1 protein-coding gene is annotated in these 16,146 nt (G+C 70.2%); it reads left to right on the forward strand.

Features of this window, described 5'->3' with window-relative positions; translation table 11 throughout:
* Window positions 1-149: 149 nt before the first annotated feature.
* Window positions 150-16,127, forward strand: a complete 15,978-nt coding sequence (locus CHF15_RS35325; protein ID WP_265737419.1) for a non-ribosomal peptide synthase/polyketide synthase — start codon at window positions 150-152, stop codon at window positions 16,125-16,127.
* Window positions 16,128-16,146 lie beyond the last annotated feature (19 nt).

The following is a 16,146-nucleotide window of genomic DNA, read 5'->3' on the forward strand; positions in this document are numbered from 1 at the left end:
GTTAAAGGACTCCCCCGGCCGTCACCCGGGCGGTCCACCATTGCACCGCGCCCGCGGCCGGACTCCGAAAATCGAAAGAATCCGGGTCTGCGTGGCGCAGGATTTTGCGCTGATTTCTCGCCGAATATCAAGTACACGGGATGTTCAATATGCCGAACCACGCCAAAATGGCCCTGACCGCGGCCCAAAAAGGCATCTGGTACGCACAGGCACTCGATCCGGAGAGCCCGGCCCAGAACATGGTGGAGTATCTGGACATCGCCGGACCTCTGCAACTCGCATTGCTGCAGCAGGCGTTCGGCCAGGCACTGGCCGAGGCCGAGCTGTCGCATCGGCGGTTCGGGCAGGGCGACGACGGGCCGTGGCAGGTGGCCGAACCGCTGCTTGAGTACCGGTTGCCCGTGATCGACTTGCGGGAGGAGCCGGAGCCGGTGGCGGCCGCTGAGGCATGGATGCGTGCCGACGCGGCCCGCCCCGCCGATCTCGAACGCGGCCGAATCATCACCTTCACCGCGCTCCCGGTGGGCGAGGACAGGACCGTGGTGTATCTGCGGGCCCACCACATCGCGGTGGACGCCGTCGGGTACGGGGTGTGGCTGAACCGGGCGACGGAGATCTACACCGCCCTCGAGGAGGGGCGGGACTGCCCGTTCACGCCGTTCGCGACCCTCGAGGAGATCGTGGCCGACGATGAGGCGTACCGCGGGAGCGAGCAGTTCACACAGGACCGGGCGTACTGGGCGGAGCGGATGGGGGACGCTCCCCAAGCCGTAAACCTGGCCTCACGGACGGCGTCGGCGTCCCATCATGCTCACCGCCGGACCGCCGTGGTTTCGGCTGAGGTCGCGCAGTCCCTCCGGCAGGTGGCCCGTGCGTCGGGCGTCGCCCTGCCCGCCCTGCTGATCGGGGCCGCCGGGCTGTACGTGCATCGGATGGCGCAGGCACAGGACGTCGTCCTGGGACTGACTGTCACGGCACGCAAGGGGTCACGTGTGCGGGGGTCCGTGGCGAGCATGGCCCAAGCGCTGCCGCTGCGCCTGCGCATCGCGGCGGGCATGAGCCTCCGTGAGCTCGCTCGGGAGGCGTCCGCGGGAAGCCGGGGGGTTCTCCAGCACCAGCGCTACCGGTACGCGGACCTGTACCGCGACCTGAAACTCGCCGGTACGGACAGCCACATGTTCGGCCCCGAGATCAACTTCCTTCCCGACGACCGGACACTCCCCCGGTTCGGGCGATGCGAGACCACCGCGCGCACCTACCTGGCGAACGGCGCGGTGGACGACCTGACGATCCTCATCTACGAGCGCGACGCAGGTCTGCGGCTGGACTTCCTGGCCAACCCCGCGCTCTACACCGTAGAGGAGAATGCCGCCCACCAGGCGCGCTTCATTCACATGCTCGCGGCCCTGGCCCGCCTGGAGCCCGATGCGCCGATCGCCCGGCTGGATCTGGCCACCCCGGTCGAACACCACCGCATGCTGGTGGACTGGAACGACACCACCCGGGACGTTCCCCTCGCGACGCTTCCCGAGCTGTTCCAGGCGCAGGCCGCGCGTATCCCGGACGCGACCGCGGTCGTGTTCGAGGACACCCGGTTGACCTATGCGGAGCTGAACGGGCGGGCGAACCGTCTGGCGCGGCTGCTGGTCACCAGGGGTGCGGGGCCGGAGCGCCGGGTGGCCGTGCTGATGGACCGCTCGGCTGACCTCGTGGTCGCCCTGCTGGCGGTGGCCAAGACGGGCGCGGCGTACGTGCCGATCGACCCGGAGTATCCGGCGGAGCGGGTGGCCTATGTGCTGCAGGACGCCAAGCCGGCGCTGGTGATGACCACCGGTGCGGTGGCGCCGGTGCTGCCCGAGGGCACGGCACAGCTGATCGTGGACGACCCGGGGACCGTCGAGGCGATCTCACGCCTCCAGGGCGGAGACCTGACCGACACCGAACGCGGCGCGGCGCTGTTGCCCGCCCACCCCGCCTACGTCATCTACACCTCGGGCTCCACCGGACGGCCCAAGGGCGTGGCGGTCCCGCACGCGGGTGTCGTGAACCGGCTGGCGTGGATGCAGGACGCGTACCGGCTCACCCCGGACGACCGGGTGGTACAGAAGACCCCGTTCGGGTTCGACGTGTCGGTGTGGGAGTTCTTCTGGCCGCTACTCGAGGGCGCCACCCTCGTCATGGCCCGCCCGGGCGGGCACCGCGACCCCGAATACCTCGCCGAGCTGATCCAGCGCGAACACGTCACCATCGCCCACTTCGTCCCGTCGATGCTGCAGGTCTTCGTCACCGAACCCACCGCCCAGGACTGCACATCCCTGCGGGCCGTGGTCTGCAGCGGCGAAGCGCTGCCGGCCTCCTTGCGCGACCAGTTCCACACGGTGCTGCCCATCCCGCTGCACAACCTTTACGGACCGACCGAAGCCTCCATCGACGTCGCCGCCTTCACCTGCGAACCAGGCGCCGACACCACCGGTGTGGTGCCCATCGGACGCCCGATCTGGAACACCCGGACCTTCGTACTGGACGCAGCGCTGCGACCCGTGCCCCCCGGCGTGGCGGGCGAGCTGTACTTGGCTGGTGTCCAGTTGGCCCGCGGCTACCTCGACCGACCGGGCCTGACCGCCGAGCGGTTCGTCGCCAACCCCTACAGCACGTCCGGCGAACGCATGTACCGCACAGGCGACCTCGCCCGATGGACCACCGACGGACACCTCGAATACCTCGGCCGCACCGACCACCAGGTCAAAATCCGCGGCTTCCGCATCGAACTCGGCGAAATCGAAACCGCCCTCCTCACCCACCCGACGGTGGGTCAGGCGGTTGCGGTAGTGCGCGAAGACCAGCCCGGCGACAAGCGCCTCACCGCCTACATCGTGCCAGCGAGCGAACCAGACGGCGGTGCGGACATCGCGGACGTCCGCGCCGGCCTGTCAGCCGTCTTGCCGGAGTACATGGTCCCGGCCGCGATCATGGTGCTCGACGAACTGCCGCTGACGGTCAACGGCAAGCTCGACCGGAAGGCATTGCCTGCTCCGGAATTCGCTGCGGGAGCCACCGGGCGTGGGCCGTCGACGGTGCAGGAGGAGATCCTGTGCGCGCTGTTCGCCGAGGTGCTCGGGCTGCCCTCCGTGGGTGTCGATGACAACTTCTTCCACCTCGGCGGCCACTCTCTGCTCGCGACCCGTCTGGTCAGCCGCATCCGCTCGGCGTTCGGGGTGGAGCTGCCGATCCGGACGCTGTTCGAGACCCCCGCCCCGGCCGCCCTCGCGGGCCGGCTGACCGCTTCCGTTGCGTCCCGGCCCCGGCTGGCGCCGGCCCAGCGACCGGAACTGGTGCCGTTGTCGTTCGCCCAGCAGCGACTGTGGTTCCTCGGCGAGCTGGAAGGCCCGTCGGCCACCTACAACATCCCGATGGCACTGCGGCTGACCGGCAAACTGGACACCGACGCCCTGCGGGCCGCGCTGCACGATGTCGTGGGCCGGCACGAAGTCCTGCGCACGGTGATCACCACCGTGGACGGCCAGCCGCACCAGCGAGTCCTTCCGACCGAAGAAGTCCACATCGCATTGCCGGCCGTCCCCGTAACCCAAGACGCTCTGGAGTCGTGGGTGACCGAGACCGCAGGCCACCGGTTCGACCTGACCAGCGATATCCCCGTGCGCATGTCGCTGGCCGAGGTGGAGCCGGATGAACACGTCCTGGTCATGGTGCTGCACCACATCGCCGGTGACGGCTGGTCACTGGCCCCACTGGCGCGCGACGTGTCGGCCGCCTACACCGCCCGCTCCACCGGCGAGATCCGCGCGTGGGAGCCATTGCCCGTGCAGTACGCCGACTACAGCCTGTGGCAGCGCGACCTCCTCGGCGACGAGACCGACCCCAGCAGCCTCCTCACCGAACAGCTCGCCTACTGGCGCCGCGCACTGGACGGGGCACCCGAGGAACTGGCGCTCCCGACAGACCGGCTGCGTCCGCCCGTCGCCTCCCACCGCGGCGGCACCGTCGACCTGCGCATCGACGCGGAGGTGCACCGGGCGCTGGTCGAGCTGGCCCGAGCGCACGACGCGACCGTGTTCATGGTGGCCCAGGCCGCACTGGCCGTCCTGTTGAACCGCCTTGGCGCCGGCGATGACATCCCCATCGGCACCCCGATCGCCGGGCGAACCGACGAGGCGGTGGAGGACCTGGTCGGATTCTTCGTCAACACCCTCGTCCTGCGCTCGGACCTGACCGGCGATCCCACGTTCCTGGACATGCTGGGTCAGGCGCGTGAGAAGGCCCTGGGCGCGTACGCGCACCAGGACGTGCCGTTCGAACGCCTGGTGGAAGAGCTCGCCCCCACCCGGTCGATGGCCCGCCACCCCCTCTTCCAGGTCATGCTCACCCTGCAGAACAACACCACGCCGGATCTCGAGCTGCCTGACCTGAACGTCGACGTGCTGGCCACCGGCGAGGTACCGGCCAAGTTCGACCTCGACTTCCAGCTCCACGAGAGCGACACCGGCGGCCTGATCGGCTCCATCGTCTACGCCGCCGACCTGTTCGATCACAGCACGGTGGAGTCACTGGCGGAGCGGTTCGTCCGCGTCCTCGACACGGTGAGCGCCGACCCCGCACGGCACGTCACGGACATCGACCTGCTCGGCCCGGACGAGCGTCACATGTTGCTGGCGGAGTGGAACGACACCGCGCACGAGGTGCCGGCGGCGACGCTTCCCGAGCTCTTCGAAGCGCAGGCCGCGCGCACGCCGGACGCGACCGCGGTGGCGTTCGAGGACACCCGGTTGACGTATGCGGAGCTGAACGCCCGGGCGAACCGTCTGGCGCGGCTGCTGGTCACCAGGGGTGCGGGGCCGGAGCGCCGAGTGGCCGTGCTGATGGACCGCTCGGCCGACCTCGTGGTCGCCCTGCTGGCGGTGGCGAAGGCGGGCGCGGCATATGTGCCGGTCGATCCCGGTCATCCGGTCGATCGGATCGCCTACGTGATGGCCGACGCCCGGCCCGCGCTGGTGGTCACCACCCGTGCGGTGGCGTCGCTGCTGCCCGAAGGTACCGCGCGGCTTGTCGTGGACGCCCCGGAGACCGTCGAAGCGATCTCACGCCTCCAGGGCGGGGACCTGACCGACACCGAACGCGGCGCGGCGCTGCTGCCCGCCCACCCCGCCTACGTCATCTACACCTCGGGCTCCACCGGACGGCCCAAGGGCACGGTGGTCTCTCACCACGCGCTCGGCAACTTCGTCGCTGCCATGCGCGATCACCTGACGCTGGACGCCGACGACGCCCTCGTCGCGGTGACCACGGTGGCATTCGACATCCACACCCTCGAGCTGTACGTACCGCTCGTGTCGGGCGCCCGCGTGGTGCTCGCCGACCGTGACACCACTCGGGACCCGCGCGCGCTGGCCGAACTGATCCGCCAGTCGGCGGCCACGGCGCTGCAGGCGACGCCCGCGGTATGGCAGGCCCTGACGGCAGAGGCCCCGGACGCGATCAGCGGGCTGCGGGCACTGGTCGGCGGTGAGGCGCTGCCCCCGTCGCTCGCCCGGCAGTTGACGGCGACGGCAGTGTCGGTGACCAACCTGTACGGCCCCACGGAAACCACCGTGTGGTCGACGCTGGCGACCCTGCGTCCCGGACACGCCAGTCGTGTACCGATCGGACAACCCATCTGGAACACCCGGGTATACGTCCTGGACGCCGCACTTCGGCCGGTGGCGATCGGCATGCCCGGGGAGCTGTACGTCTCCGGAGCCGGCCTGGCCCGGGGATATCTCGACCGGCCCGCGCTGACCGCGGAGCGGTTTGTCGCCAACCCCTACCGCGGGGCAGGCGAGCGCATGTACCGGACCGGGGACCTGGTCCGGTGGAACGCCGGCGGGCAGTTGGAGTATCTGGGCCGCACCGACGACCAGGTCAAGATCCGCGGCTTCCGCATCGAACTCGGCGAGGTCGAATCGGCCCTCGCCTCGCACCCGGCCGTCGCCCAGGCCGCCGTCGTCGTCCGCGAGGACCAGCCCGGCGACAAGCGCCTGATCGGCTACGTCGTCCCCACCGGGGGCTCCGTCCCTCAGACTGACGGCGCCGCACTGCGCGCACATGTCGCCGGCTTGCTGCCGGACTACATGGTCCCGGCGGCGGTGATGTCGCTGGACGCACTCCCGCTCACGGCGAACCGCAAACTCGACCGCAAGGCCCTCCCCGCCCCCGACTACAGCACCGGCGTCACCAGCCGGGGTCCGGCGAACGCCCAGGAGGAAATCCTGTGCGCCTTGGCCGCCGAGGTACTCGGCCTGCCGTCCGTCGGAGTCGACGACAACTTCTTCGAAGTCGGCGGGCACTCCCTGCTCGCCACACGCCTGATCAGCCGGATCCGGTCGGTATTCGGCGTGGAGGTCCCGATCCGGACGCTGTTCGAGGCGCCCACGCTCCGTGAACTGGCCGCCCGGCTGACCACCTCCAGCGCGTCCCGGCCCGCGCTGCTACCGGCGCAACGACCGCAGCTGGTGCCGTTGTCGTTCGCCCAGCAGCGGCTGTGGTTCCTCGGCGAGTTGGAAGGCCCGTCGGCCACCTACAACATCCCGATGGCGCTGCGACTGACCGGCAAACTGGACACCGACGCCCTGCGGGCCGCGCTCCGCGACGTCGTGGGCCGGCACGAGGTGCTGCGCACGGTGATCACCGCCGTCGACGGCCAGCCCTACCAGCGGATCCTCTCGGTCGAGGAGGCCGGCGTCGCACTGCCGGTCGTCCCGGTGACGGAGGGCGCCCTGGAGTCGTGGGTGACCGAGGCCGCGGGCTACCGGTTCGACATGGCCACCGACATCCCCGTGCGCATGTCGCTGGCCGAGGTCGGGCCGGATGAGCATGTGCTGGTCGTGGTGGTGCATCACATCGCGGGTGACGGCTGGTCGCTGGGCCCGCTGGCACGTGACGTGTCGGCCGCGTACGCCGCCCGCTCCACCGGCGAGATCCCCGCATGGGAGCCGTTGCCCGTGCAGTACGCCGACTACGGCGTGTGGCAGCGTGACCTCCTCGGCAGCGAGACCGACCCCAGCGGCCTTCTGACCGAGCAGCTCGCCTACTGGCGCCACGCACTGGAGGGGGCACCCGAGGAGTTGGTGCTCCCCGTCGACCGGCCGCGTCCACCGGTCGCCTCCCACCGCGGTGGCACCGTCGACCTGCACATCGACGCCGACGTCCACCAGGCCGTCGTGGACCTGGCACGCACTCACGGTGTGACCGTGTTCATGGTGATGCAGTCGGCACTGGCCGTCCTTCTGAACCGCCTCGGCGCCGGGGAGGACATCCCCATCGGCACCCCCATTGCCGGACGAACCGACGAAGCACTCGACGAGCTGGTCGGATTCTTCGTCAACACCCTCGTCCTGCGCTCGGACCTGACCGGCGATCCCACCTTCCTGGACATGCTCAGTCAGGCGCGAGAAAAGGCCCTGGGCGCGTACGCGCACCAGGACGTGCCGTTCGAACGCCTGGTGGAAGAGCTCGCCCCCACCCGGTCGATGGCCCGCCACCCCCTCTTCCAGGTCATGCTCACCCTGCAGAACAACACCCAGGCCCGAGTGGAACTGCCCGGCCTGGCCATCGAGACCCTGCCCACCGGCGACGGTCCCGCCAAATTCGACCTGGACGTCGAGCTCAACGAACACCTCACCGACAGCGGGACCCCCGCCGGCCTGCACGGTGCGATCACCTACGCCACCGACCTCTTCGACCACCACACCGCCTCCGGCATCGGCGAACGATTCCTCCGGGTCCTGCAAGCGGTCACCGCGCATCCGTCTGTCCTTGTGAGCCGAATCGACATCCTCAGTCCGGCGGAACACCACCGCGTCCTGGTGGAGTGGAACGACACCACCCGGCAGCTGCCGCAGACCACGGTCACGGAGCTGTTCGAGACCCAGGTCACGCGTACCCCTTCGGCGCCGGCCGTGGTGTTCGACGGCGCCGAGGTGTCCTACGCGGAACTCAACGCCCGCGCCAACCGGCTCGCCCGGCTGCTGGTCGAGCACGGGGCGCAGCCCGAGCAGCTGGTCGCCCTGGCACTCCCCCGCTCCGTCGACCTCATCGTCGCCATCCTCGCCGTACACAAGGCAGGGGCTGCCTACCTCCCGATCGATCCCGGTCACCCGGTCGATCGCATCGCGTATCTGCTCTCCGAGGCACAGCCCTCGGTCCTCATCGCCGACGATGCGATGTGGGAGGGTCTGCGGGGCGTCGACGTGGCTCGCTTGTCACTCGACGATCCCCTGGTGCGGCAGGACCTGTCGGCCCGGGCCGCTCATGATCTGTCCGACGTGGAACGGCGCAGCCCGCTGCTGCTCGACCACCGCGCGTACGTCGTCTACACCTCCGGTTCCACGGGACGTCCCAAGGGCGTGGTGGTCACGCATCGTTCGCTCGCGAACAACATCACCGCCGCCGCGCCGGAGTACGGGATCGACGAGCGTTCGCGGGTGCTGGGGGCGACGGCGTTCAGCTTCGATGTGTCGGTTCAGGACCTTTTCGTCACCCTGACCTCCGGTGCGGTCTTCGTTCTGGCCGCCGATGAGGATCGCGTCGACCTCGAGCGCCTGCAGGCTTTGATGCGTGCGCAGGGCGTGTCGGTGGCGCATGTGACACCGGGGGTCGCACGGCAGCTGGACCCCGCGCGGTTGCCGGAGCTGCGGATGCTCGTGGTGGGGGGTGAAGCGCCGGACTCGGGTCTCGTCGACCGGTGGGTCACCGCCGATCGGGAGTTCTACAACAGTTACGGGCCGACGGAGACGACCATCGGGGCCACGCTGATGCGGTGTGCCGCGCCGTCGTCGGGCCGCACGCCGCCGATCGGCCGTCCGCTGGCGAACACCCGGGCCTTCGTGCTGGACCGGTCGTTGCGTCCGGTACCTCCAGGCGTGGCCGGGGAGTTGTACCTGGCGGGTGTTCAGCTGGCGCGGGGATACCTGGACCGTCCCGGGCTGACGGCGGAGCGGTTCACGGCGAACCCGTTCGGGGCACCGGGCGAGCGGATGTACCGGACCGGTGACCTGGTCCGGTGGAACGCCGAGGGTCGACTCGAGTTCCTGGGCCGTACCGACGACCAGGTGAAGATCCGCGGCTTCCGCATCGAACTCGGCGAGATCGAGGCGGCCCTGCTCGCCCACCCGTCCGTCGCCCAAGCGGCGGTGGTGGTGCGGGAGGACCGGCCCGGCGACAAGCGCCTGGTCGGATACCTCGTCCCGGCGAACGCTACGGACGGTGTGGACGTCGTGGACGTCCGTGCCGGCCTGTCAGCCGTACTGCCGGACTACATGCTGCCGTCCGCGATCGTCGAGTTGGACGCGCTCCCGCTCACGGTGAACCGCAAACTCGACCGCAAGGCGCTGCCCGCCCCCGACTACACCGCCACGAGCCCGGGCCGGGAACCACGGACCCTCCAGGAACACCTCCTCAGGCAGGCGTTCACCGACGTCCTCGGCCTCCCCAGCGTCGGGGTCGACGACGACTTCTTCGACCTCGGCGGCCACTCCCTCCTGGCCACCCGCCTGGTCAGCCGCATCCGCACCACCCTCGGGGCCGAGATCCCGATCCGGGCCCTGTTCGAAACCCCCACCGTCGCCGGACTCGCCCTCCGTCTCGCCAAGACCGGCGCCGACGTCGCACGCCTGCCGCTGACCGTCCGGCCGAGGCCCGAAACTGTGCCGCTGTCGTACGCGCAGCAGCGCCTGTGGTTCCTGGAACGGCTGGAAGGACCGTCCGCGCTCTACAGCATCCCCATCGCCCTCCGCCTCACCGGCGACCTCGACCCCGAGGTCCTCCGCACCGCTCTCAACGACGTCGTCACCCGCCACGAGGTCCTCCGCACCGTCTTCGGGCATGTCGACGGCGCACCCGAGCAGCGCGTCCTCGCCCATCAGGTGATCGACCCGCCGCTCCTCCCGGAAGCGATGCCGGAAGGGGAGTTGGCGCAGGCAGTGGCCGAGGAAGCACGTCGCCCCTTCGACCTCACCAATGAAATCCCGCTCCGGGCACGGCTGTTCACTGTGGCACCACAGGAACACGTTCTGGTCCTGGTGCTGCACCACATCGCCGGCGACGGCTGGTCCCTGGCACCACTCGCCCGCGACGTCTCCGCCGCCTACACCGCCCGAGCCGACGGCCGGACGCCGGACTGGGAACCGCTCCCGGTCCAGTACACGGACTACACCCTCTGGCAGCGCGACCTCCTGGGCGAGGACCACGACGCGGCGAGCATCCTCAGCCACCAGCTGGACCACTGGCGCGAGGCCCTCGCAGGTCTGCCGGAGGAACTCACCCTGCCCACCGACCGGCCCCGGCCGCCGGTGGCCACCCACCGCGGCGGCACCGTCGGCGTGCGCATCGACGGCGAACTCCACCAGCGGATCGCCGGCCTGGCCCGCGCCGAAGGCGTCACCGTGTTCATGGTGCTCCAGGCCGCCCTCGCCACCCTGCTCTCCCGCCTCGGCGCGGGTGCCGACATCCCCATCGGGACCTCGCTGGCGGGCCGCACCGACGAGAGCCTGGACGAGCTGGTCGGCTTCTTCGTGAACACCCTGGTCATCCGCACCGACGTGTCGGGCGAACCGTCCTTCCGCGAACTGACGCACCGCGTGCGCGATCGGGGTCTGGACGCCTTCGCCCACCAGGACGTGCCGTTCGAACGGCTGGTGGAAGACCTGGCCCCCACTCGGTCCATGGCCCGCCACCCCCTCTTCCAGGTCATGCTCGCCCTGCAGAACGCCGCTCCCGCGAGCCTCGCCATACCCGGCGTCGAAGCCCACCTCCTGGACACGGGTGATCAGCCCGCCAAGTTCGACCTCGACTTCCAGCTCCGCGAGACCGACACCGGCGGCCTGATCGGCTCCATCACCTACGCCGCCGACCTGTTCGATCACGGCACGGTGGAAGCCCTGGCCGAGCGGTTCGTCCGCGTGCTCGACACCGTGACCGCCGACCCCGCACGCCCCGTCACGGACATCGAGCTGCTCAGCCCGGACGAGCGTCACCGCGTGCTCGCGAAGTGGAACGACACCGCGCATGACGTGCCGGCGGCGACGCTTCCCGACCTCTTCCAGGAACAGGTCGCGCGCACCCCCGACGCCACCGCCGTGGTCTTCGAGGACCTCCGCCTCACCTACGCGGAACTGAACGCGCGCGCCAACCGGCTGGCACGGTTGCTCGTGGCCCGTGGTGCGCGTCCCGAACGCCGGGTGGCGGTCATGATGGACCGCTCGGCCGATCTCGTCGTCACTCTGCTGGCCGTGCTCAAGGCCGGCGCGGCGTACGTGCCGATCGACCCGGAGTACCCGGCGGAGCGCGTGGCCTACGTGCTGCAGGACGCCAAGCCGACGCTGGTCGTGACCACGCACCAGCTCCGGGACGCGCTGCCCGAAGGGGTGGCGCGGGTGGTGCTCAACGACCCCGCGACCATGACCGAACTGGGGACGTTGGCCCACGGGGAACTGTCGGACACCGACCGGGGCGGGGCACTGCTGCCCGCCCACGCGGCGTATGTCATCTACACCTCGGGATCCACCGGACGACCCAAGGGCGTGGCGGTCCCGCACGCGGGTGTCGTGAACCGGCTGGCGTGGATGCAGGACGCCTACCGGCTCACCGCGCACGACCGCATCGTGCAGAAGACCCCGTTCGGATTCGACGTGTCCGTCTGGGAGTTCTTCTGGCCGCTCATCGAAGGTGCGACGCTGGTAGCCGCCCGCCCGGGCGGACACCGCGACCCGGGATACCTCGCCGACCTCATCCGGCGCGAACAGGTCACCATCGCCCACTTCGTCCCCTCGATGCTGCAGGTCTTCGTCACCGAACCCACCGCCCAGGACTGCACATCGCTACGGGCCGTGGTCTGCAGCGGCGAAGCGCTGCCGGCCTCCCTGCGCGACCAGTTCCACACGGTGCTGCCCATCCCGCTGCACAACCTCTACGGGCCGACCGAAGCCTCCATCGACGTCACGGCCTTCACCTGCGAACCTGACGCCGACACCACCGGCGGGGTACCCATCGGACGCCCGATCTGGAACACCCAGGAGTTCGTACTCGACGCCGCCCTGCGACCCGTACCCCCCGGCGTGGCAGGCGAGCTGTACCTCGCCGGCGTACAACTGGCCCGCGGCTACCTCAACCGACCCGGCCTGACCGCCGAACGCTTCATCGCCAACCCCCACAGCACGTCCGGCGAACGCATGTACCGCACCGGAGACCTCGCCCGCTGGACCACCGACGGACAACTCGAATACCTCGGCCGCACCGACCACCAAGTCAAAATCCGAGGCTTCCGCATCGAACTCGGCGAAATCGAAACCGCCCTCCTCACCCACCCCTCCGTCGCACAGACAGCCGTGGTCGTCCGGGAAGACCAGCCCGGCGACAAGCGCCTGGCCGGTTACGTGGTGGCAGCCGGTGTCACGGACGTCGCCGAGATCCGCGCACACTTGGCTAGGGTGCTGCCCGAGTACATGGTCCCGGCCGTGATCGTGGTGCTCGACGAACTGCCGTTGACGGTCAACGGCAAGCTCGACCGCGGGGCCCTGCCTGCTCCCGATTACGGTGCCGGCGTTATCGGGCGTGGGCCGTCGACGGTGCAGGAAGAAATCCTGTGCGCGCTGTTCGCCGAGGTGCTCGGCCTGCCCTCCGTCGGTGTCGATGACGACTTCTTCGAGCTGGGCGGGCACTCACTGCTGGCGGTGACGCTGGTGGAGCGAGCCCGGGCGGCGGGCGTCGCCGTTGATGTGCGGACGCTGTTCACCAGCCCGACCGTGGCCGGCCTGGCGGCGCTGCAGGGCACTCCGCAGGTGGTGCTGCCGGCCAACGGCATCCCCGCCGGTGCCACGGTGATCACTCCGGAGATGGTGACGCTGGCCGACCTCACGGCGGAGGAGATCGCCGGAATCACCGCGGAGGTGCCCGGCGGCGCGGCCAACATCGCCGACATCTACCCGCTGGCCCCGCTCCAGGAAGGCATCCTCTTCCACCACCTGCTGGAAGGCGAGAACGGCACCGACCTGTACACGCTGCCGTACGTCCTCCGCTTCGACTCCCGGCAGCGGGTGGACGCCGTTCTCGCCGCAGTGCAGGAGGTGGTCGACCGGCACGACATCCTGCGTACGGCCTTCCTGTGGGAAGGACTCCGGGAGCCCGTCCAGGTCGTCCTGCGCACCGCCCCCGTTTCGGTCAGGACCCTCCAACTGGTGGGCGCGGAAGATGTCGTGGGCCGCCTGCTGGCCACGCGCACCGCGCCGATGGACGTCCGGCGGGCCCCCCTCCTGCAGGCCGGGGTCGCGCAGGACCCTGACGACGGGCGGTGGTACGTCCTGCTCGAAGTGCATCACCTCGTGCAGGACCGCACGTCCCTCGCCCTGGTCTTCGAGGAGATCCGCGCGATCCTCTCCGGAGGCGGGGACACCCTGCCGGCGCCGCTGCCGTTCCGTGAGTTCGTGGCGCGGGCACGGCTCTCGATCTCGGCGCAGGAGCACGAGCGGTTCTTCGCGGGACTTCTGGGTGACGTGAGCGAGCCGACCGCGCCGTACGGGCTGCTTGACGTGCATGGCGACGGACGAGGCGTGTCCGAGGTGCGCATGCCCGTCGACGCGGATGTGGCGCGGCGATTGAGGGAGCAGGCGCGACGCATGAGTGTCAGCCCGGCGACACTGTTCCACGTCGCCTGGGCACGCGTCGTGTCAGTCACCTCGGGCCGTGACGACGTGGTGTTCGGCACCGTGCTGTTCGGCCGGATGAACGCCGGAACCGGCGCGGACCGGGTGCCCGGCCTGTTCGTCAACACGCTGCCCGCCCGCCTCGACGTCGGCTCCGTCAGCGTGCGCGACGCCGTGTACGCGATGCGTGGGCAGCTCGCGGACCTGCTGGTGCACGAGCACGCGCCTCTCATCCTGGCCCAGCGGGCCAGCGCCCTTCCCGCGCGGACACCGCTGTTCACCTCGCTGTTCAACTTCCGCCACAGCGAGGACACCGCCGCACCGACGCCCGACGGGGTCGAACTGCTGCACGGGCACGAGCGCACCAACTATCCGCTGGAATTCGCGGTCAACGACCAGGACCCCCTGTTCACCTTCACCATCCAGTCCGTGGCCCCGGTCGATCCGCGGTCGGTGGGCGCCTTCATGCACACCGCGGTCGAGGATCTCGTCACGGCGCTGGAGGAGGATCCCGGGCGGCCGTTGCGCACGGTCGACGTTCTGGACGACAAGGAGCGCCGTCTTCTGGTCGACTGGAACGACACCGCCCGCGATGTTTCTCCCGCGACGCTTCCCGAGCTGTTCCAGTCGCAGGTGGCCCGGACCCCGGACGCGTCCGCCGTGGTGTTCGAGGACCTCCGGCTCACGTACGCGGAACTGGACGCGCACGCCAACCAGCTGGCACGGTCGCTGGTCGCGCGTGGCGCGGGTCCGGAACACCGGGTGGCGGTCATGATGGACCGCTCGCCGGAACTCGTCATCACCCTGCTCGCCGTGCTCAAGGCCGGCGCCGCGTACGTGCCGATCGACCCGGAGTACCCGGCAGAGCGAGTGTCCTACGTGCTGCGGGACGCCAAGCCGGCGCTGGTCGTGACCACACGTGAGGTCGGGGGCGTACTGCCCGAAGGGGTGGCACGGGTGGTGCTCGACGACCCCACGACCATGACCGAATTGGGGACGTTGGCCGGCGGGGACCTGTCGGACACCGACCGCGGCGCGGCGCTGCTGCCCGCCCACCCCGCCTACGTCATCTACACCTCCGGGTCCACCGGACGACCCAAGGGCGTGGCGGTCCCGCACGCGGGTGTCGTGAACCGGCTGGCATGGATGCAGGACGCCTACCGGCTCACCGCGCACGACCGCATCGTGCAGAAGACCCCGTTCGGGTTCGACGTGTCGGTCTGGGAGTTCTTCTGGCCGCTACTCGAGGGCGCCACCCTCGTCATGGCCCGCCCGGGCGGACACCGCGACCCCGAATACCTCGCCGACCTCATCCGGCGTGAACACGTCACCATCGCCCACTTCGTCCCTTCCATGCTGCAGGTCTTCCTGGCGGCGGCCGAGACGTCGCAATGGGCCCTGCCATCGCTGCGCGCCGTCGTGGCCAGCGGTGAAGCCATGCCGTCCGAACTGCGGGACCGGTTCCTGGAGTCGTTCGGTATCCCGCTGCACAACCTGTACGGGCCGACCGAAGCCTCCATCGACGTCACCGCCTTCACCTGCGAGCCAGGCGCCGACACCACCGGCGGGGTACCCATCGGACGCCCGATCTGGAACACGCAGACGTTCGTACTCGACGCCGCGCTTCGACCCGTACCCCCCGGCGTAGCGGGCGAGCTGTACCTCGCCGGAGCCCAACTCGCCCGGGGCTACCTCGACCGGCCCGCCCTGACCGCCGAACGCTTCATCGCCAACCCCCACAGCTCGTCCGGCGAACGCATGTACCGCACCGGCGACCTCGCCCGCTGGACCACCGACGGACAACTCGAATACCTCGGCCGCACCGACCACCAGGTCAAAATCCGAGGCTTCCGCATCGAACTCGGCGAAATCGAAACCGCCCTCCTCACCCACCCGGCAGTCGGCCAAGCCGCGGTGATCGTCCGGGAAGACCAGCCCGGCGACCGCCGCCTCACCGGCTACATCGTGCCCGCCGGTGAGTTGTCCGCCGAGGACGTCAACGCCTTCCGGGCGGCGGGCGGTGCGCTCCGAACCCATGTCGCCACCCTCCTGCCGGACTACATGGTCCCCTCCGCGATCGTCGTCCTGGACGAGCTGCCGGTCACGGTGAACGGCAAGCTGAACCGTTCCGCCCTCCCCGCACCCGATTACGCCGGCCAGGGCGAGAGCAGGGAACCCGCCACAGCCGAAGAGGCGGCTCTCTGCGGCATCTTCGCGAAGGTGCTGGGCCTCCCCGACTTCGGAGTGGACGACAACTTCTTCGACCTCGGCGGGCATTCCCTCCTCGCGACCCAGCTCGCCGGTCACATCCGCGCCGCCCTCAACAGAGAAGTCCCGATCCGCGCGATCTTCGAAACGCCCACCCCCGCCGGACTGGCGAAGCGGCTGGGACCGGAGAAGCACAGCCGGCCCGTCCTGCGTCCCCGGCAGCGCTAGGGCCGCCGCGCCCGCGCTC

The organism is Actinacidiphila glaucinigra (assembly GCF_900188405.1).
GTDB lineage: Bacteria > Actinomycetota > Actinomycetes > Streptomycetales > Streptomycetaceae > Actinacidiphila > Actinacidiphila glaucinigra.

What these genes read in the sequence shown, in the direction of transcription:
- CHF15_RS35325 (WP_265737419.1), top strand. Translation starts at nt 150, where the DNA reads ATGCCGAACCACGCCAAAATGGCCCTGACCGCGGCCCAAAAAGGCATC.